Source organism: Klebsiella sp. 141203 (assembly GCF_032601985.1).
Classification (GTDB): Bacteria; Pseudomonadota; Gammaproteobacteria; order Enterobacterales; family Enterobacteriaceae; genus Klebsiella; species Klebsiella aerogenes.
On record NZ_JAQIRL010000001.1, the window covers coordinates 444,955 to 464,135 of the forward strand.

At 54.3% G+C, this 19,181-nt stretch carries 18 protein-coding genes and 1 pseudogene; 4 read left to right on the forward strand and 15 right to left on the reverse strand.

Features of this window, described 5'->3' with window-relative positions:
• Positions 1-256: 256 nt before the first annotated feature.
• A complete protein-coding gene (gene nhoA / locus PGR29_RS02230) occupies positions 257-1,102 on the reverse strand; it encodes an N-hydroxyarylamine O-acetyltransferase (protein WP_213316148.1) in 846 nt (281 codons plus the stop codon).
• A 174-nt stretch (positions 1,103-1,276) separates the two neighbouring features.
• On the opposite strand from nhoA, the gene PGR29_RS02235 reads away from it, so the two are divergent.
• Positions 1,277-1,858, forward strand: coding sequence for a flavin reductase family protein (locus PGR29_RS02235; RefSeq protein ID WP_213316149.1), 582 nt, complete (start codon positions 1,277-1,279; stop codon positions 1,856-1,858).
• 42 nt (positions 1,859-1,900) lie between these two features.
• Here PGR29_RS02235 and PGR29_RS02240 read toward each other — a convergent pair whose 3' ends face one another.
• The 12 genes and pseudogenes from PGR29_RS02240 to PGR29_RS02295 form a co-directional block, all read right to left on the reverse strand.
• Positions 1,901-2,494, reverse strand: a complete 594-nt coding sequence (locus PGR29_RS02240; RefSeq protein WP_271032727.1) for a helix-turn-helix transcriptional regulator — start codon at positions 2,492-2,494, stop codon at positions 1,901-1,903.
• 66 nt (positions 2,495-2,560) lie between these two features.
• Positions 2,561-2,995: a winged helix-turn-helix domain-containing protein gene (locus PGR29_RS02245; RefSeq protein ID WP_316423977.1), complete on the reverse strand. Its 435-nt coding sequence runs from the start codon at positions 2,993-2,995 to the stop codon at positions 2,561-2,563.
• 355 nt (positions 2,996-3,350) lie between these two features.
• On the reverse strand, positions 3,351-3,578 hold the full coding sequence (gene pptA / locus PGR29_RS02250) for a tautomerase PptA (protein ID WP_015366439.1): 228 nt from the start codon (positions 3,576-3,578) through the stop codon (positions 3,351-3,353).
• A gap of 68 nt (positions 3,579-3,646) precedes the next feature.
• Positions 3,647-4,264 carry a glutathione S-transferase family protein gene (locus PGR29_RS02255; protein ID WP_087859559.1) on the reverse strand — a complete coding sequence of 206 codons (618 nt, stop codon included), beginning with the start codon at positions 4,262-4,264 and terminating at the stop codon, positions 3,647-3,649.
• A 35-nt stretch (positions 4,265-4,299) separates the two neighbouring features.
• A complete protein-coding gene (locus PGR29_RS02260) occupies positions 4,300-4,998 on the reverse strand; it encodes a YoaK family protein (protein WP_047080862.1) in 699 nt (232 codons plus the stop codon).
• 74 nt (positions 4,999-5,072) lie between these two features.
• Positions 5,073-5,942, reverse strand: coding sequence for an ABC transporter substrate-binding protein (locus PGR29_RS02265; RefSeq protein ID WP_113373291.1), 870 nt, complete (start codon positions 5,940-5,942; stop codon positions 5,073-5,075).
• Positions 5,943-5,962: 20 nt separating this feature from the next.
• The gene (locus tag PGR29_RS02270; protein WP_113373290.1) at positions 5,963-6,739 is read right to left on the reverse strand and encodes an amino acid ABC transporter ATP-binding protein; all 777 of its coding nucleotides are present in this window, start codon (positions 6,737-6,739) and stop codon (positions 5,963-5,965) included.
• Positions 6,723-7,643, reverse strand: a complete 921-nt coding sequence (locus tag PGR29_RS02275) for an amino acid ABC transporter permease (RefSeq protein ID WP_316423978.1) — start codon at positions 7,641-7,643, stop codon at positions 6,723-6,725. Before PGR29_RS02275 ends, PGR29_RS02270 begins: the two co-directional genes overlap by 17 nt.
• A gap of 9 nt (positions 7,644-7,652) precedes the next feature.
• Positions 7,653-8,162: a GNAT family N-acetyltransferase gene (locus PGR29_RS02280; RefSeq protein ID WP_316423979.1), complete on the reverse strand. Its 510-nt coding sequence runs from the start codon at positions 8,160-8,162 to the stop codon at positions 7,653-7,655.
• An 11-nt stretch (positions 8,163-8,173) separates the two neighbouring features.
• Positions 8,174-10,437, reverse strand: a pseudogene (locus tag PGR29_RS02285) (NtaA/DmoA family FMN-dependent monooxygenase).
• A 24-nt stretch (positions 10,438-10,461) separates the two neighbouring features.
• Positions 10,462-11,583, reverse strand: coding sequence for a M20 peptidase aminoacylase family protein (locus tag PGR29_RS02290; protein WP_087859552.1), 1,122 nt, complete (start codon positions 11,581-11,583; stop codon positions 10,462-10,464).
• Positions 11,580-12,581, reverse strand: coding sequence for an MsnO8 family LLM class oxidoreductase (locus tag PGR29_RS02295; protein ID WP_213793966.1), 1,002 nt, complete (start codon positions 12,579-12,581; stop codon positions 11,580-11,582). The genes PGR29_RS02290 and PGR29_RS02295 overlap by 4 nt, the downstream gene beginning before the upstream one ends.
• 205 nt (positions 12,582-12,786) lie before the next feature.
• On the opposite strand from PGR29_RS02295, the gene PGR29_RS02300 reads away from it, so the two are divergent.
• Both PGR29_RS02300 and ansP read left to right on the forward strand, forming a co-directional pair.
• Positions 12,787-13,674 (forward strand): LysR family transcriptional regulator, encoded by an 888-nt coding sequence (locus tag PGR29_RS02300; protein ID WP_271032615.1) that lies wholly within the window; start codon positions 12,787-12,789, stop codon positions 13,672-13,674.
• A 187-nt stretch (positions 13,675-13,861) separates the two neighbouring features.
• The gene (gene ansP, locus PGR29_RS02305; protein WP_045382500.1) at positions 13,862-15,319 is read left to right on the forward strand and encodes an L-asparagine permease; all 1,458 of its coding nucleotides are present in this window, start codon (positions 13,862-13,864) and stop codon (positions 15,317-15,319) included.
• A 51-nt stretch (positions 15,320-15,370) separates the two neighbouring features.
• Here the strand turns inward: ansP and PGR29_RS02310 are convergent, their stop codons facing one another.
• The gene (locus tag PGR29_RS02310) at positions 15,371-15,592 is read right to left on the reverse strand and encodes a YgdI/YgdR family lipoprotein (RefSeq protein ID WP_015366425.1); all 222 of its coding nucleotides are present in this window, start codon (positions 15,590-15,592) and stop codon (positions 15,371-15,373) included.
• Between the two features lie 139 nt (positions 15,593-15,731).
• Positions 15,732-16,793: a YncE family protein gene (locus tag PGR29_RS02315; RefSeq protein WP_316423980.1), complete on the reverse strand. Its 1,062-nt coding sequence runs from the start codon at positions 16,791-16,793 to the stop codon at positions 15,732-15,734.
• A gap of 264 nt (positions 16,794-17,057) precedes the next feature.
• On the opposite strand from PGR29_RS02315, the gene pqqU reads away from it, so the two are divergent.
• The gene (pqqU, locus tag PGR29_RS02320; RefSeq protein ID WP_213793963.1) at positions 17,058-19,169 is read left to right on the forward strand and encodes a TonB-dependent receptor PqqU; all 2,112 of its coding nucleotides are present in this window, start codon (positions 17,058-17,060) and stop codon (positions 19,167-19,169) included.
• Positions 19,170-19,181: the final 12 nt, after the last annotated feature.

Sequence of the window (19,181 nt, forward strand, 5' to 3'; positions counted from 1 at the left end):
TTTACCGGTAGCCCGGACGAGGCGCCTGCGCCAACTCCGGGTCATATTCATCGGTCCGGCTCCAGCCTTTATGCCGGATGGCGGCTACGCCTTATCCGGCCTACAACGACTGCTGCCTACGGGGTAGCCCGGACGAGGCGCCTGCGCCGACTCCGGGTCATATTCATCGACCAGGGCCCCAGCCTTTACGCCGGATGGCGGCTACGCCTTATCCGGCCTACGACGACAATGCGCTTTCCTCGTCCCGTTATAAACGTTATTTCCCAGCTTCGGGATGGGTATCGAATGCCGCCATTACCGCTGCCAGCGCGGCTTCGCTGAACCCGTGTTTTGGGTCGTCTACACCTAATCCGAAGCGGGTTTGCAGCGCTTCATACAGCGCCGACACGTCCGCAAGATCCACCTTCTCCACCACGTGGTTCTTGTCCCAGTGGGTAAAATGGAAATTGGTCAGCGTCATTTTCCCGCCGTCCGGCAGATGACGACACATCAGCAGATGGTGACGAAAATGGGACTGCGGCCAGTGCGCCGACCAGAAGTTGCCCATCACATAATCAGAAGCATACTGCCGCCCCAGATCAAAATGGTACATCGACTGCCAGTGTTCATGATGATTGAACTGCAGTGTCCACTCATCGCCTTCGTGCACCAGTCGATATACACCATGCGGTGTATGCTGCGGAATATCGGCCAGTAGCTTAATCGGCGCGGTCAGCGTCTGGCCGCCGAAGCCGACGTCGGCAATCCAGCGTTCGCCTTCGACCTCTACCAGCAGCAAGCGATGGGTACGCGGCGGCATTTGCGGCGGATTAGCCAACACCACGCGCCCCAGCAGGCTGCGAACCGAAAAACCGATCTCGCTTAACGCCCGCTGCAAAAGCCCGTTCTGTTCAAAGCAGTAGCCGCCGCGGCGGGCGGTGATTAACTTCTCTTCCAGCGCGCGATCATCAAGATGGATTTCACGCGGCAACAATACATCCAGGTTCTCAAACGGGATCGCGCTATTGTGATGGCTATGCAACTCCCGCAGGGTGTCTATGGAAACATCGGGGGTTCCCGTCCAGGCCAGACGAGTAAAATACGCGCTTAAAAATGGGGTCATCAACGCCTCCAGCTTTTGGTGTCCGACATTTATAGCGTATTTTTGCCACGCCACGGCGTATTTTGTGCGATCGCGCCCGCTGAGATCTCATTTACGTCGCGGTTGACGTATTGATTACTTTTGTATTGTGAATAAACTACTTACAGGCATTCGCCCACTCACCAAGGAACGCTTATGAGCCGTTTTCGCCACGTGGAACTTCAGTACGCCAGCCGCCTGCTCAACCACGGCCCGACCATTATGATCACCAGTTATGATGCGCAATCCGGACGCCGCAACGTGATGTCCGCCGCCTGGTCGATGCCGGTTGAATTTGCCCCGCCGCGAGTGGCTATCGTGGTGGATAAAAGTACCTGGACGCGCGAGATCATTGAGCGTAACGGCGCCTTTGGCATAGTAGTGCCTGGCGTGGCCGCCGCCAGTTGGGTCTATGCGGTCGGCAGCGTGAGCGGGCGTGATGAAGATAAGTTCAATGCTTACGGTATCCCGGTGGTGAATGGGCCCGAACTGGGGCTACCGTTAATTGAAGAGAAATGCCTGGCGTGGATGGAATGCCGTTTGCTCCCCGCCACCGCGGCACAAGAGCAATACGATACGCTGTTTGGCGAAGTGGTTGCCGCCGCGGCCGATGAGCGAGCCTTCACCAGCGGGCGCTGGCAGTTTGATGATGACAAACTCAACACTATTCACCACCTCGGTACCGGCAATTTTGTCGCCAGCGGCCGTCACGTGCAGGCGAATACGCCACATAATTAACAGAACGACGGCAACTCTGCCGTCATTCCCTTTCACCATCTTTTAGAGCAAGTGATAAGACGGCGGGCTTATCATGAAGCGATGAAAGTGACTTCCACCTTTAAGGTTAAAGTTTGCTTTAATTTTATCTAAATGCGCATAAATGGTTTTTACCCGCAGTCCCAACGCTCTGGCAATGGCGTTCACCGGAGTGCCTTTGGCGACATGATCAATAATCATCATTTCTCTTTCGCTGAGCGGAGCCCCATCTTTTGCCTTCATTACACTAAAATCCGGTTGACCATCATGATGATATAATTGCCGATGCTTGATCGTTAACAATAATTTTTGAACATTGTCTATGGTTTCACGACTGCTTACCCATAATATATTTTGGCGAAATAAAAGCCGCCGTGAGTGAACGTTTCTGGAGGTGCTCACACCCAGAATCATGCCCTGATAAAATTGAGATAGCGCATAAATATGCTTGTAATCTTGATAGCCATGTAACGGCAATATAATGAGATCCGCTTGCTGTATAGAATGATTACAAAAATCCAACTCAGCGTAATCGATCTCATTATCGTCAGAAGCTATCTGTTGCAGACAGTGTTCCACGCCCAGTCGGAACCAGATATCCTTACTATTAATTATCACCTTCAATTTTATAACCTTAACATGAAAACGACAGGCATACCTTGAATACGGCAGACCCTATGGCTATTAATTTAGCTCGGATAGCTCACAAAGCTGAACGGTCGCATCATTATTCTGGCAGAATGGTTTATGAGTTCTTACCGAATAAACACTCGTAACGTAAAGACTATTGATATAATAACCCTGAGTCTTAACGCGTAATATAATATCTTGTTCGATGCCGATATCCTTCAGGATCCGACGTAAATTTTGCATCACTTGCCATAAACGTTGTGATGAAGGCCTTAAATCATTTTTCTCCCAGACATGTACCATCAACTCTTCATCACTAACCATTCTTTCAAGACCATGTTCAAATAAATACTCAATTAAACAGGCCATCGTTTTTCGTAGACGGATGTTTTTTCTATTACCACTTACAGTAGCTATTTCCCGGTACTTCAAGAAGTAAAAAAAATCATCCTCTAATTGGTAACCAAGTAACGCACTACCTATTATCATTCATCTCTCCATGATAAAAATCATCATTTCAAAGGCAGGTTACATGGCAAATCAGCAATCGCCTAAACAATTTTGATATGCATAATAATCAAAACATAAAACTACATTTAAATACATACAAAGCGCAATACACTATATAGTTTAATATTATCAGTTATTTATGTTGATTAGGATTATTCTTAAATGGCCGATTACTTTACAAAAGGTAAATTAATGAAAGGTATGGAAATCAAAAAAAAGCCACTTTTATTGATCTGGATCAATAAAGTGGCATATCTTTCGCTCAAGTAAAATTGACCTCGGCCGATGGTAGTCTATTTAGCGTGACGAAAATGCGCTAACGGCGGCCGGTCTTTTACATTCGGTATCCCGGTTTCTTAATCAAAGAATCCATCTGCGGCGCGATTTCATTATCCCATACCTGCTGCCAGTCGCTCTGTTGCACCTGATTGAGCGCAACGCTAACTGAACTGTCTTTTGTACTAAGATGGCGGATCAGAACTTCAGTGATTTCCGCAGCCAGCGCATTTTTTTGCTCTTCGCTCAGTTCACGGGGAAAACATTTAATATCAACATGTGGCATAGCAGGCTCCTTATTATTGGGAATTTAAAACTATCACAGGTTTCCTGATACAAGTCACAATTAGTGCTTTAAAGAAGATTGTTGTCACGCAGTACCTGCTGCAGTTCCGTACGGCGATAAACCGCCTGGGCAACAGCGGCAAACTTTGGCGTATGCGCTACAAACCACTCGCGCCGCGGACCCCAGCTGTACATCGCGGCAATATAGCAATCCAACAACGTAATATCTCCGCCTAAGGCGTATGGCTCGGCAGCCAGCTGTTGTTCCAGCCATAGATAGAGTGATTTGCGGTATTGCTGACAGCTCTCACGCAGTTCGTCAGGCGCTGAGGCTGTCCAGCGTTCGGGATAGTCGGCATAGGTGAAGGTAGGATAAACGTTAGCCACCAGCCAGATCAGCAAACGTTGAAACTGCCGGCGCCGTGGCGTACCGGCTGGCGGCGCCAGATCCGGGCGCTCGTCAAGGATCATCAGCGCGATCGCCGCCGACTCCGTCATTACGCTGCCATCAGCCAGCAGCAAAGTAGGCACCTGACACAAGGGGTTGATAGCCAGCAGTTTCTCTCGCTGCGCGCCTGGCTGGTCAAAGCCATCGACATTGATAAATTGATAAGGGATGTTGGCCAAGGTCAACATCATCTCGCTTATTGCCGAGCCCCACCCCGGCACACCATACAATTTCATCATCGTCAGCTCCCAGGCAGAAAACTTTTAGCGTAGCACTAATTCCGCGCGGCGCTGAATTCACGCCAGGCGACGATGGCCACCAGTACCACCGGAATAAGTACCGAGTAAAAGCCCGCCAGGATGTAACCCAGCGCTCCGAGCCCTGCGCCCAGCAAAAAACCGAGCACCGAAGCCCCCGATTTTTTGATTTTCTCTCTATTCTCGCGGTTGGGCGCCTGACACCAGTTCACCACATCGATGGTTAACTGCGTAACGTTGCCGGTCATCATCGTACTCGGGCTGGTGGTGGGTAATAATAAACGGGTGGTTGCATTCCTCACCCCCATCGCCATTACGCCTGCCATCCCGGTAATTAACGCGGTCGCGCTATCCGCGCCGACAAAGGGCTGCCACAGCAGCCCCAACAGGCCAAAAAGCAGCAACAGCAGGATCTCGACAACGAACAAGCCGCCAAGGAAGCGCGGCGTGATAATTTTTCGACGTTTGATAACCAGCGTAACGATCGCCACCGCCAGCATAAAAACAGGTATGGCGAGCAGTTTCGATAAAATACCTTCGCTGTTGGTGGCCAGGGCCGCCCCCGCCACCACCAGGTTTCCCGTGACGTGGGCGGTAAACAGGCCAAACAAGGTGATGAAGCTGATGGTGTCGATAGCGCCGCCGGAAGCGGCGAGCAACGCGGGCTCACGATGATGCTGCCAGCGTTGCTCCAGTAAGAGTTGGTTTTCGGCCACAGTGATTAATCCATTAAAAAGACACACGATGTAGCCATGAGTATAGCAATCTCTGGCTATGAATAATCATTGCATCAATAGGTTATCCCCGGCGGATTGACCTCCGATTGCCTGACTTCCTCCCCCTGTTCCCCCCAGCGCGCGAGCACCTGCTGATATTCGCCGCGAGCGATCGCGCCATTCAGCGCCGCCTGCAGCGCGTATACCAGCCCATTGCCTTTTTTAGTGGTGGTTGCCACCCAGGCTTTTTTGGGACCGAGCCCGACAACTTTGGTTTTCCCGTTTAATGCAGCCTTGTAAGAGGCCACCGACTGCGGGCCAAAAAAGACGTCCGCCCTGCCCGACTGAATATACAAATTGCCGGAGGCATCGTCGGTAAGATATACCGGTAATGCCGGTCGCCTTCCCGCGGCTTCGTTTTCCGCATTCCACCCCAGCAGGATCCGCTCCTGGTTGGTGCCAGAACCGACAATGACTTTACGTCCTGACAGATCCTCTGCATTAGCGATATGGGTAATCTCACTGGTTGATTTCACCGAGAAGGCCAGCGAGTCAACGCGGTAGGTGGCGAAATCGAACTTTTCTTTACGCTTCTCGGTCACCGCGATGTTAATCAACGCCACATCGTAACGCCCTGACGCGATCCCCAAAGGCCAGTCCTCCCAGGCCGTTGGCACCAGTTTCAGTTTCAACCCCAGACTACCCGCCAGCAAACGGGCAATGTCCGGGTCGCTGCCGATACGCGTGCGGTTGTCGCTGGCCAACAGCGCCAGCGGCGGAGAATTTAACGCCGAAATCGCCACCGTTAGCACACCAGGCTCCACAAAACGGTAGTTCGGCGGGATTTTACTCACCGCGTTATCATCTCGCGTTACCGGCAATGGCCGTTCATTGGCGCGCAAATCGAGTTCGGCGCGCGCCTCGCCGATGCTCAGGAGCAGCATGAGCGCTGCAGCTAATTTCCTCATGCCAGCACCCGCGATAAAAATTGCCTGGTGCGCTGATGTTGCGGATTATTTAAAACTTCATCGCTGCTGCCCTGTTCAACGATTTTGCCATCGACCATAAACACCACCTGGTCGGCGACCTCGCGGGCGAAGCCGATCTCGTGTGTTACCACCACAAGCGTCGTCCCGGAGCGGGCAAGTTTCTTGATAACATCAAGCACTTCGCCAACCAGTTCCGGATCCAGCGCGGAAGTGGGTTCATCAAACAAGATCACGCGCGGATTGAGCGCCAGCGCGCGGGCGATGGCGATGCGCTGCTGCTGGCCGCCGGAAAGATGCCGCGACCAGGCATCGGCTTTGTTGCGCAAACCGACAATGTCCAACAATTCATAAGCACGAGCAATCGCCTCTTTCCGACTGGCCTGTTTATGGGCAATCGGCGCTTCAATCAGATTCTCCAGCACCGTCAGATGCGGGAACAAATTGAAGTTCTGAAATACGTAGCCCACGTTGACCCGCTGGCGGAGAATCTCTTTTTCTTTCAGCTCGTACAGCTTGTCGCCTTTACGGCGATAGCCGATATAGTCGCCATCAATCTGGATAAACCCTTCATCGACCCGTTCAAGATGGTTAATTGTGCGCAGCAATGTCGATTTTCCCGAACCGGACGGCCCCAGGATAACCGTCACCGTCCCCGGCGCTATTTCCAGCGAAACATCATCCAGCGCTTTATGACGGCCAAAGTATTTACTGACCCCGGTTATCGAAATATGACCATTACGAGAGTTGAGCATGGACGGCCTCCTGCGGCTGACGATCCGGCTGGGTCACGCGATTATTACGCACGCTATTTACCGCCGAGCGTCGTTCACTGCGCGCCAGCGCGCGTTCTACCAGGTATTGAATTGCGGAGAGCACGCTGGTAATTACGAGGTACCACGCGGCGCCCACCATCAGTAGCGGGATCACTTCCTGGGTACGGTTATAGATCATCTGAATGGTGTAGAACAATTCCGGCATCGCCAGCACGTAAACCATCGCCGTCCCTTTTGCCAGGCTGATGATTTCATTGAACCCCGCAGGCAAAATGGTGCGCAGCGCTTGCGGCAAAATGATCCGCAGCGTGCGTCGCCAGGCCGGGAGTCCCAGCGCGGCGGCGGCCTCATACTGCCCGTGATCCACGCCCAAAAAGCCTCCGCGGATAATTTCAGCGGTATAGGCGCTCTGCACCAGCGTCAGGCCAACCACTGCCGTGGAGAACTGCCCCAGTACGTTGATAGTCTGGTAGCTCGCCCAGGTTACGCCGGTGAAGGGGATCCCCAGCGATAAGCTGTCGTACAGATAAGAGAAGTTATACAGAATGATCAACACCACGATTAGCGGCAGCGAACGAAACAGCCAGATATACCCCCATGCCAGGCTGCTGAGCAGCCACGACGACGACAAGCGGGCCAGCGCTAACAGGCCGCCGAAGATGACGCTTAAAAAGGTACCAAGTAGCGTGAGCAGCAGCGTTTGCCCCAACCCCTCAAGGATCACCGGGTCGAAGAACCAGTGTGCGAACACCCCCCACTCCCAGCGCGGATTGAACGCGACCGACTGCACGACGACCGCCAGCACCAACAGGGCCAATACCGCCCCGGCGACGCGCAGCGGATAGCGAGCCGGAACCACTTTAATCGTTTCAGATGATTGCATGACGCCTCCTTAAGCGCTGTGGCTGAGGGCGCTAACCGCCAGCGCTTTACTGAACCGCAACCGCCCATCATAGGGCGGGCGGCTGTACTCTTCCGGGTCGCGAGTGAGGTCAAACTGCGCCTCATACCCCTGGCTTAAATAGAGCTTTACCGCTTCCGGCTGGCGAAAACCGGTGGTGAGAAAAATATGGCTATAGCCTGCCAGCACCGCCCGGCGCTCGAGTTCCTGTACAACCCTTGCTGCCAGCCCCTGTTGACGCAGGCGTCGATGCGTCCAGATCCGCTTAATTTCCGCGGTGTGCGGATCTTTCGGCTTGTAAGCGCCGGTGGCGATGATTTCACCGTCACGCTCCAGCACAATAAACAGCCCCTGCGGCGGCAGATACCATTCGGTTAATTCCACTTCCGCATCACGAGAAAAATAGTCGCCGTAACGGGCGGCGTACTCGGCAAACAGGCCGCTAATAATCGGCTGTAGTTCCGGCGCGTCCGGAGAAATATCACGAAATGCTTCGCTCATAGCGCCTCCTGTTAATCGCCCAGCCCGGCGGGGTTGATTTCCGATTGTGGGATACTCTCCACTCCCTCACCCCAGCGGTTGAGCACTTTGGCGTAGTCACCGCTGGCGATAGCGCCGTTGAGCGCCGCCTGTACGGCATTAACCAGCCCGCTGCCTTTCTTGAGCGTCACCGCGATATGCGCCGCCTTCGGCCACCCGCCGTCCACGCTGCCCACCAGCTTGGTTTTGCCAGTAAGGGCCGCTTTCCAGGCGCCTATGACGTTAGGGCCGAAGAACGCGTCGGCGCGGCCCGTTTGCAGAGCCAGGGTCTGCGCGGCGTCATCCTTGGTATAGACCGGTATAAACGGTTTAAGCCCGCGCTTAACGTTTTCCGCATTCCATGCGAGTAAGATTGCCTCCTGATTGGTGCCGGAGCCGACGATAATCTTCAGCCCGGCAATATCTTCCGCGTGGTCGATCTTGTTCAGTGGGCTGGTGCTTTTAACGTAAAAACCCAGCGAATCTTTACGATAAGTGGCGAAATCGAACTTCTCTTTGCGCTCTTTGGTGACGGTAATATTGCTGATCGCGGCATCATATTTGCCGGAGGCGACGCCAAGCGGCCAGTCTTCCCATGAGGTTGGAACAACGTTGACTTCGAGGCCGAGGCTATCCGCCACCAGCCGCGCAATATCCGCCTCGCTGCCTAGCAACGTTTTATTGTCATCAGAAAACACCGTCAGCGGCGGCGAGTTCAGCGCCGCAACCGCGACGGTGAATTTGCCGGGAACCGCCAGGTGCAGATCTTTCGGCAACAGCGCAATTGCCTGCGGATTTTTTGCCGTATGAATCGGGGTTTTATTGGCTTCCAGGCTAACCCCGGTGCCATTGATATTGACGTCCTGCGCCCACGACGAGGCGCTAAATGCCAACGCGAAGGCCAGCAATAATGTTGGTTTCTGCATAGCGCGATTCTCTTTTATTATTTTTCGAATTGGTTAATGGGCAGATCCAGCCCCAGGCTTTCCCGCAGCGTGGTGCCTGGATAGTCGCGGCGGAACAATCCGCGCGCCTGCAGCAATGGCACCACTTCATCAACGAAACGCGGGAAGGTTTCCGGCGTACCGCCCTGAATAATGAAGCCATCGGCGGCGCGTTGTTCGAACCACTGCTGCAGGCCGTCGGCAACTTCGCTGGCCGTGCCGGAAAACCGTGGGCGCGGGCTGGCAGCCTCCAGCGCCACCTGGCGCAGGGTTAATCCCCGTTCCCGAGCATTGCGTTTAATCTCATCGGTGGTGCTGCGAAAGCTGTTTTGCCCAAGATCGCCAATATCCGGGAAGGGTTCATCCAGTGGATATTGCGCAAAGTCGTGATGCTCGAAGTAACGACCCAGGTAATTCAACGCGTCGTCGATAGAGACCAGCGCCGCTGTGGTCTGATATTGACGCTCCGCATCCTCCGCGTCGTCACCGACGATTACGCTGACGCCCTGAAAAATATGCAGTTGATCCGCGCTGCGCTGATAGGCAGCCAGTTGGCTTTTGACATCCTGATAAAACGCCTGCGCTTCGGCTAATGATTCCTGGTGGGTAAAAATGGCATCAGCGTGGCGAGCGGCTAATTTTTTGCCGTCATCAGAGGCGCCTGCCTGGAATATAATGGGCCGTCCCTGTGGCGTGCGGGAAATATTCAAAGGGCCAGCGACTTTAAAGAAATCGCCATGATGATTAAGCGTATGCAGTTTATTTTTATCAAAAAACTGTCCGCTCTCTTTATTACGCACAAAAGCGCCATCTTCCCAGGAATCCCACAAGCCTTTAACCACCTGAAGATATTCGTCGGCGATGCGATAGCGCAGCGCATGATCGGGATGCTGGGCGCGGGAGAAGTTTTTCGCTGAGCCTTCCAGCGGCGACGTCACCACGTTCCAGCCGGCGCGCCCGTGGCTTAAATGGTCAAGGCTGGCGAACTGTCGCGCGGTCGTGAACGGTTCGCTATAGGAGGTGGAGAGCGTGCCAACCAGCCCCAGACGATCGGTCACCGCCGCCAGCGTTGATAATACCGTTAAAGGCTCAAAACGATTTAAAAAATGCGGAATGGATTTTTCGTTAATATATAACCCGTCGGCGACAAAAATAAAATCGAGTTTCCCCTGCTCGGCTTTTTGCGCCGTATCTTTCACAAATTCAAAATTAATACTGGCATCCGCCAGCGCCGCCGGATGACGCCAGGCGGACATATTTCCAGAGGCGCCATGTAAAATCGTCCCCAGACGTAATTGCCGTTTTTCAGACATAGTGACCCCTTACCCTGTCAAAAATTAAATATGGTGTAATGCCTGTTCCGCCAGATCCGCGAAATAGCGCGCGGCTGGGGCAATGACGTTTTCATCCGGATTAAAGGCCGGGTGATGCAGGCCGAATTCACTGGCGCTACCAATGCTGACGAATGCGCCCGGGATATGCTGCAGATAGACGGCAAAGTCTTCGCCGCCCAGGTGCAAATCGGCGTGATGCGTGCGATAACCGAAGCGGTCGGCCGCCTCGCCGGCAAATGCCGCCCAACGTTCATCATTGACCAGCGCCGTTGGCCCGGCGTACCAGAAGACATCGATTTGCGCGCCGAAGGCGCTGGCGAAGCCGGCGGCGATTTCGCTGACTCTCACCTTAACCCGCTGCTGCACCTCACTGCTGTGGGTGCGCAGCGTTCCTTCGAGCTCCACGCTTTCCGGCAAAACGTTCCAGGTATTTCCCCCCTGGATGCGCGTTACGCTAAGCACCACCGAATCCAGGGTATTCACTTCGCGGCTGGCGACGCTCTGCAGCAGCGTCACCAGTTGACTCGCCAGCAGGATGGCATCTTTTCCTTCATGCGGCCGGGCGGCATGCGCCCCTTTGCCGGTCACTTTGAATACGAAGCGGTCGACGTTGGCGTAAAACGGGCCGCCGCGGGTGGCGAATTCGCCAACGGGTAAATTGGGCTCATTGTGCATGCCAAAGATGGCCGATACGCCGTCAAGCGCCCCAACGCGGATCAGCGTTTTTGCACCGCCGAAACTCTCTTCCGCTGGCTGGAACAGGATCCGCACTCGCCCCGGCAGTTGCGCTTCTCGTTCCTTTAACAACAACGCTGCGCCAAGCATTACGCTGGTATGTATATCGTGACCGCAGGCATGCATGACGCCGGGATTTTGCGAGCGGAACGGCAGCCCGGTGGCCTCTTCTATCGGTAGCGCGTCAATATCGGCCCGCAGGGCGATGATTTTGTCGCCGCTACCGACTTCCGTCACCACGCCGGTGGTTAACTCGTAAGGTAGCAGCGGGAGGCCGCCGCTTTGCAACCAGTCGCGAATACGCGCGGTGGTTGCCACTTCCTGTAACGAGAGTTCCGGGTTCTGATGCAGTTCGCGCCGCCAGCTAATCAACTGTTGTTCGAAATTCATGGCGTTACCTCCGCGCCAAGATGCGCCTGCGCCAGCAACCCCAGCGATTCCAGCCGCGCACGGCCTTCGGCAATAGGGGTATCGATAATAAACTCATCAATTCCCCACTGCGCCTGAAGGGCATCGAGTTGTGCTTTAACCTCGTCTGCAGTACCGAATAAGAGAGAAGACTCGCGGCGTTCGATGCGCGTGGGCGGACTCCCCGCCTGACGGGCAAAGGCCGCTGCCTGAGCTTCGCTACCCACCGTTACCCGCTGGCCGTTTGCCAGCTCGACGCCCCAGACTTCCACCTGCTTCGCCAGTTCGGCCGCGCTGGCGGTGTCTTGCGCAACAATTACCTGTACGGCCACGATGACCTCGCGGCGGCTCAACTCACGCCAGTTCGTCAGCACCTTCTGCAACAGATTTTTATCGCCATTGAGATGCGCGGCAAAAACGAAGTTCCAGTCCAGGCTCGCTGCCAGACGCGCACTTTCAACGCTGGCGCCGAGCAGGAAACCGTCGGCGCGGCGCGGCGGGATGGGGGTCGCGCGCAGGCTCTCCTCACCCTGACTTTCGGTCAACGTTAGCCAGTTATCAAGCTGGGCAAGCTGTTCGGCAAAACTGCCCTTCTCATACTGATGGACGCCCTGTTGTAGCGCGCGAGTGGCGAGCGGCAGACCGCCTGGCGCTTTACCAACGCCGAGATCGACGCGTCCTGGCGCAATACTGGCGAGCAAATTGAAGTTTTCAGCGACTTTGTAGGGGCTATAGTGCTGGAGCATCACGCCGCCGGATCCGACGCGGATCTGCCGGGTTTGCCCGAGGATCCAGGCAATCAGCAGCTCCGGCGACGGACTCGCCAGTTGTTCCGCGTTGTGATGCTCGGCAATCCAGAAACGATGATATCCCCAGCGTTCCGCCTGTTGCGCAAGCGTTAACGTACGCGCCAGCGCCTGAGCGGCAGTTTCGCCGGGAGCCAGAGGACTTTTATCCAGGATACTGATTCGATAAGACATTTCGCAGGCTCGTTTTAATTAACATGCCTGCATTATTAGAATCTGCAGCGCGTGCTGAGAAACAATTTATTCACATGTACTCTGCCGGAAATTAGATATGCGCAATAAAAGACGCGTGCAATAGGGTGTCTTCGTGGCGGATCTGCCGCACAAGGTTTAGACTCAACTTCCAGCCATGAATCAAATTCATTAATGCGGAATAATAATGCTAAAAGATAACTTCAACGATCTCCTGTCGTTTATGGTGGTCGCCCGCGAACGCAGTTTCACCCGCGCCGCTGCCCAACTTGGGGTGTCGCAATCCGCGCTGAGTCATGCGATGCGCAACCTCGAAGCCCGGCTTGATGTTCGTCTGCTAACCCGTACCACCCGCAGCGTCGCTCCCACCGAAGCGGGTGAAAAATTGTTCCAGAATTTACGTCCACATCTCACGGAAATTGAACGCGAGCTCAGCGCCTTGAGGGATAGCCGCTCCCTTCCGGCGGGTAATATTCGTCTTAACGCCGGTGAACACGCCGTCAGCGCGGTATTATGGCCGGCATTAAAACCCTTTATGTTGCGTTATCCCGATATCAATATCGAAATTACCGTCGATAACGGCTTGGCCGATATCGTCGATGGCCGCTTTGACGCCGGCGTACGCCTTGGCGATCAGGTGGCAAAGGACATGATTGCGGTGCGCATCGCCCCGGACATGCGCATGGTCGTCGTGGGCTCGCCCGATTATCTACAACGCTACGGCGCCCCGCAGACGCCCTATCAACTGGATCAGCACCGCTGTATTAATATGCGCCTACCTACCCGCGGCGGGATTTACGCCTGGGAATTCACCGACGATGGTAAAAATTTTCAGGTTTATGTGGATGGCCAACTGACGCTGAATAGTTTGCCGCAACGCATTGATGCCGCTGAATCTGGTCTCGGCCTGGCCTATGTGCCGGATGATTGCGTCGAGGAGGCGCTGGTTGCCGGTCGTTTAGTGCGGGTGCTCGATGCCTGGACACCCTCCTTCCCTGGTTATCATCTGTATTATCCCAGCCGCCGTCAGCATACCGCTGCGTTTGCGCTACTCGTCGACGCGTTGCGTCATTGAACTCATTGATATTTAAGTAAGTGCTGTAGTGAAATGTTTTACGTGCGTCACTATCACGTTACGTGTAGGATGCAGCGCCGTGCCTGATTTATCTCTACGACAGAATAGTGAGAAAGCCAGCACGATGTATCGCCGCTGCGCGATACGACAACCACTCATGGACATTGACAGGAAAATGGGTACATCAATGAATAACAAACACACTGACGCGGCGGAACATCATGCCGCGAAACGCCACTGGCTCAACTCGCACGAATCGGGTTACCACAAAGCAATGGGCAACCGTCAGGTACAGATGATCGCCATTGGCGGCGCCATCGGGACCGGTCTGTTTCTCGGCGCCGGGGCGCGTTTACAAATGGCAGGCCCGGCGCTGGCGCTGGTTTATCTGGTTTGCGGTATCTTCTCCTTCTTCATCCTTCGCGCCCTCGGCGAACTGGTTCTCCATCGCCCCTCCAGCGGTAGTTTCGTCTCTTACGCTCGTGAATTTCTCGGTGAAAAAGCCGCCTACGTCGCCGGCTGGATGTATTTCGTCAACTGGGCAATGACCGGTATCGTCGATATCACCGCCGTCGCCTTGTATATGCACTATTGGGGCGCTTTCGGCGATGTCCCGCAGTGGGTCTTCGCCCTTGGCGCGCTGGCGATCGTCGGCACCATGAATATGATCGGCGTGAAATGGTTTGCTGAGATGGAGTTCTGGTTCGCGTTGGTGAAAGTACTCGCTATCGTTGCGTTCCTGGTTGTCGGCACGATTTTCCTCGGTACCGGCAAACCGCTGGATGGCAATGCCACCGGCTTCCATCTGATTACCGACAACGGCGGTTTCTTCCCGCACGGTCTGTTGCCGGCTCTGGTACTGGTTCAGGGGGTCGTCTTCGCCTTCGCTTCTATCGAGCTGGTGGGTACCGCGGCGGGCGAATGTAAAGATCCGGAAACCATGGTACCGAAAGCGATTAACAGCGTGATCTGGCGTATCGGCCTGTTCTACGTCGGTTCCGTCGTACTGTTGGTGCTGCTGCTGCCGTGGAACGCCTATCAGGCAGGACAAAGCCCATTCGTCACCTTCTTCTCGAAGCTCGGCGTACCGTACATCGGCAGCGTGATGAACATCGTGGTGTTAACTGCCGCCCTCTCCAGCCTGAACTCCGGCCTGTACTGCACCGGGCGCATTCTGCGTTCGATGTCGATGGGAGGTTCAGCGCCGAAGTTTATGTCGAAGATGAGCCGCCATCACGTCCCTTACGCCGGGATCCTCGCGACACTGGCAGTTTACGTGGTGGGAGTCTTTCTCAACTATCTGGTGCCGTCGCAGGTATTTGAGATCGTACTTAACGTCGCCTCTCTGGGGATTATCGCCTCATGGGGCTTTATCGTGATCTGCCAGATGCGTCTGCGTAAGGCTATCAAGGAAGGAAAAGCGGCGGATGTAAGCTTCAAGATGCCGGGCGCGCCGTTTACTTCATGGCTGACGCTGCTGTTCTTGCTGAGCGTACTGGTGTTGATGGCTTTTGACTACCCGAACGGCACCTATACCATCGGATCCATTCCGCTGCTGGCGGTGCTGCTGGTCGCTGGTTGGTTCGGCGTACGTAAACGCGTGGCTGATGTTCACAGCACGGCGCCGGGCGTTGAAAAACGCTAAGCGCCACTCCATAACGGTTTGCCCCTCTGCGGGCAAACCGTCACCGCAAAATTAATTATCTTCCACCAGTTGAGCAACGTCGCTGCTGTTGATTTCGCGTTTGTTGCCAGACTCATCGATATAGCTGGTCATGCCGGTCTCTTTATCCAACTGCGGTTTACCGTGGGTCACAATAGTTTGCCCACTTTTTGTCGTCATGACGTAATTAGAGCTGCAGCCTGCCAGAAGCGCCAGCATTGCCGCCGCGCAGATCACCATATATGGCTTTTTCATAATTTCTCCAGAATGATTACCACTTTCCCGCCGCGCGCGGGAAAAAGTAAGTGTATAACCTTTATAGTAATCAGGCTAATAGCGGTTTGTAACAGAGGATGAGACCCGGAGTAAGGAGGGGGCGTCCCCTCCCTTGAGATTACAGGGCAATGCGGATTACGTCGTCCGGCGCGGTGGCCTCTTTCTGACGAGTTGACTCCTGCTTCACGCTAACAAACAGCGTTTTTCCATCGGCGGACAGCGCCAGGCTATTCGGGAAGGTTGGCGTTTTGAAGGTTTTAACGACCTTATAGGTCTTAGCATTAATGACGCTGACTTCACCCGCTTTACGATGGGTGACGTAGACTTCGTTGCGGGCCGGGTTAAACAGTACCGCCAGAGATTCCGGCGCGGCGATTTTTTGCAGTACTTTCCCGTCACGAATATCTACCACCAGCACTTCCGGCTGCTTGCTGTCGGTAATGAAAGCACGGTGACCAGCTGTATCCAGACTCAGGTTCAGGTAGAAATGCTCCTTACCGTCATCCTGCAGCTTCTTACGCGAGAGGATCTTATTGCTATCGGTATCGATAGTCAGCAGTTCGCCATCGGCATTGGTGGTGTAAAGACGTTTAGCGTCAGCATCGAGCGCCAGCCCGGTGGCCATCGCGCCGGTATTGGCGATGGTATCTTTCAGCGTCAGCTTGTCGCCATCCACCACCCAAATCACGCTCTCTTTACCCAGCCCGGAGATATACACGGTATTGGTTTTCTCATTCACCACCAGCTCACGCGGCTGCAGCGGGCGCACGGTATCACTACGTTTACGGTCATCAAGCACCAGTCGCCCTTTCACCGCGCTGGTTTTGGCATCTATTGCGGTGACGCTGCTATCAACGGTGTTGCCAAACCACAACGTCTGGGTGGTGTTATTGATGGTGGCGCCGAACGGTTTCAGGTCGTTATGAATAACCTGGGTGATGTCGAGCGTGGTCGGATCCAGACGATAGACGATGCCGCCCTTATCAAGGGAGCGGCTTTGCGAGGTGGCAACCCACAGCGCATTTTCCTGCTGGCTATACGCCATTTCGTACGCGCCTTTACCGACCGCTTTGCGCAGGAGCTCCTCGGCGGCGTGGGCGCTGAAGCTGCCTGCCAACAGTAACGACGTTAATAACAGAGAACGACGCAGACGCGGCGCGGATAACTGACGTAATGACATAACGATTCCCTTTATAGAACAATTAATTACTGGTTAGAGATGGCTTCCACAGCGTAAAGTTTAACTTCACTCGTTTTGTAAATGAGAATAGTAATCATTATTTATCTTAATGTGGAGCGTTAATTGTCTTTTTTGCTTAAAAGAATCACCTTTGCTGGCTATTACTTAACGACTGGTTAGTTAATTATTTTCAAAGAATTTACAAACGGTGTAACATATATACATATGTTCCATTTGGTACGTTTCTCTTTGCGAGTCGCTTTGATGAAGATTATTGCCATGCGCACGGTCGCGCTCCCCGCTTTATTACTCCCTCTCGTCGCCAACGTGCATGCCAGCACCAACGACGAACAAACCATGGTCGTCACGGCGACGCCTACCGCGGTTTCCGAACTGGATACCCCTGCCGCCGTCAGCGTAGTGAATGGCGATGATATGCGACAGGCCGCCCCGCGAATTAACCTCTCGGAATCGCTCGGCGCGGTACCCGGTTTACAAGTACAAAACCGGCAAAACTATGCTCAGGATTTGCAGTTGTCGATTCGTGGTTTCGGTTCCCGCTCCACCTACGGCGTCCGTGGCCTGCGACTATACGTTGACGGTATCCCTGCCACCATGCCCGATGGCCAGGGGCAGACATCGAATATCGATATCGGCAGCATCGATAGCCTGGAAGTGTTACGCGGACCTTTTTCCGCGCTCTATGGCAACTCTTCCGGCGGCGTAATTAACGTCAATACCCAAACCGGCAGCCAGCCGCCGACCATTGAGGCCAGCAGCTACTACGGCAGCTTCGGTACCTGGCATTATGGACTGAAAGCTACCGGCGCCGTCGGCGACGGCACTCAGGCAGGCGACGTCGACTACACGGTGTCTACCAACCGTTTCACTACCCATGGTTCACGCGACCATAGCGGCGCGCGGAAAAATCTCGCCAACGCAAAATTAGGCGTGCGTATTGATGACGTCAGTAAATTAACGTTGCTGTTCAATAGCGTGGATATTAAAGCTAACGACCCGGGCGGATTGAGCTACGACGAGTGGCAGAATAACCCGCGCCAGTCGCCCCGCGGCGACCAGTACAACACACGTAAAACGGTGAAGCAGACTCAGGCCGGATTACGCTATGAGCGCCAGCTTAGCCAGCAGGACGATCTGAGCGTGATGATGTATGCCGGCGAGCGCGAAACCACTCAGTACCAGTCAATCCCCATGGCGCCGCAGCTGAAGCCCTCGCATTCCGGGGGAGTCATCGATTTGACTCGCCATTATCAGGGGATCGACACCCGCTGGACCCACCGCGGCGAATTGCTGGTGCCGGTGACCTTTACCACCGGTCTTGATTACGAAAATATGAGCGAACGACGTAAGGGTTATGAAAACTACGTTCTGGTGAACGGCGCGCCGCAATATGGCGAACAGGGCAACCTGCGCCGTAATGAACGTAATCTGATGTGGAACCTGGACCCATACTTGCAAACCCAGTGGCAGCTGACCGACAAGCTCACATTCGATGCAGGCGTTCGCTACAGTTCCGTGTGGTTTGACTCTAACGACTATTACGTCACCCCGGGTAACGGCGACGATAGCGGCGATGCCAGCTATCACAAATGGCTGCCAGCCGGTTCATTGAAATATGCCGTCACGGATGCCTGGAATATCTATCTTTCCGCCGGGCGCGGTTTTGAAACGCCGACGATCAATGAGCTCTCTTATCGTTCTGGCAACCAGAGCGGATTAAATTTCGATCTTAAACCTTCCACAAATGAAACCGTGGAAATTGGCAGCAAAACGCGGATAGGCAACGGACTGTTCACCGCCGCGCTTTTCCAGACCGATACCGACAATGAGATTGTGGTCGATTCCAGCAGTGGCGGTCGCACCAGCTATAAAAACGCCGGTAAGACCCGTCGTCAGGGAATGGAATTAGGTCTCGACCAGCAGTTTGGCGACAGTTGGAAATTAAAAGCAGCATGGACCTGGCTCGACGCCACCTATCGCACGAACGTTTGCGGTTCGTCGGACTGCAACGGCAATCGTATTCCGGGTATCGCCCGCAATATGGGCTACGCCTCTTTCGGTTATCAACCGGAACAGGGCTGGTACGCGGGGAGCGATATCCGTTATATGGGCGACATTATGGCCAACGACGCCAACACCGCCAAAGCGCCATCGTGGACCGTGGTTGGCCTGACCACCGGCTATAAGTGGAGCTACGGAAAAATGGATATGGATCTGTTTGGCCGCGTCGATAATCTGTTTGATCGCAATTACGTGGGCTCAGTGATTGTCAACGAATCCAATGGTCGTTATTACGAACCAGCGCCGGGCCGTAACTTCGGCATCGGTATGAATCTCGCCTGGCGTTTCGAGTAACTACGCCCGCCG

Bases quoted from the DNA above. Each gene is read 5' to 3' on its own strand.
- PGR29_RS02255 (WP_087859559.1), bottom strand. From the start codon at position 4,264: ATGATGAAATTGTATGGTGTGCCGGGGTGGGGCTCGGCAATAAGCGAG.
- PGR29_RS02315 (WP_316423980.1), bottom strand. From the start codon at position 16,793: ATGTCATTACGTCAGTTATCCGCGCCGCGTCTGCGTCGTTCTCTGTTA.
- PGR29_RS02280 (WP_316423979.1), bottom strand. From the start codon at position 8,162: ATGAGCGAAGCATTTCGTGATATTTCTCCGGACGCGCCGGAACTACAG.
- PGR29_RS02245 (WP_316423977.1), bottom strand. From the start codon at position 2,995: ATGATAATAGGTAGTGCGTTACTTGGTTACCAATTAGAGGATGATTTT.
- ansP (WP_045382500.1), top strand. From the start codon at position 13,862: ATGAATAACAAACACACTGACGCGGCGGAACATCATGCCGCGAAACGC.
- pqqU (WP_213793963.1), top strand. From the start codon at position 17,058: ATGAAGATTATTGCCATGCGCACGGTCGCGCTCCCCGCTTTATTACTC.
- nhoA (WP_213316148.1), bottom strand. From the start codon at position 1,102: ATGACCCCATTTTTAAGCGCGTATTTTACTCGTCTGGCCTGGACGGGA.
- PGR29_RS02270 (WP_113373290.1), bottom strand. From the start codon at position 6,739: ATGCTCAACTCTCGTAATGGTCATATTTCGATAACCGGGGTCAGTAAA.
- PGR29_RS02295 (WP_213793966.1), bottom strand. From the start codon at position 12,581: ATGTCTTATCGAATCAGTATCCTGGATAAAAGTCCTCTGGCTCCCGGC.
- PGR29_RS02290 (WP_087859552.1), bottom strand. From the start codon at position 11,583: ATGAATTTCGAACAACAGTTGATTAGCTGGCGGCGCGAACTGCATCAG.
- PGR29_RS02265 (WP_113373291.1), bottom strand. From the start codon at position 5,942: ATGCTGCTCCTGAGCATCGGCGAGGCGCGCGCCGAACTCGATTTGCGC.
- PGR29_RS02235 (WP_213316149.1), top strand. From the start codon at position 1,277: ATGAGCCGTTTTCGCCACGTGGAACTTCAGTACGCCAGCCGCCTGCTC.
- PGR29_RS02300 (WP_271032615.1), top strand. From the start codon at position 12,787: ATGCTAAAAGATAACTTCAACGATCTCCTGTCGTTTATGGTGGTCGCC.
- PGR29_RS02310 (WP_015366425.1), bottom strand. From the start codon at position 15,592: ATGAAAAAGCCATATATGGTGATCTGCGCGGCGGCAATGCTGGCGCTT.
- pptA (WP_015366439.1), bottom strand. From the start codon at position 3,578: ATGCCACATGTTGATATTAAATGTTTTCCCCGTGAACTGAGCGAAGAG.
- PGR29_RS02275 (WP_316423978.1), bottom strand. From the start codon at position 7,643: ATGCAATCATCTGAAACGATTAAAGTGGTTCCGGCTCGCTATCCGCTG.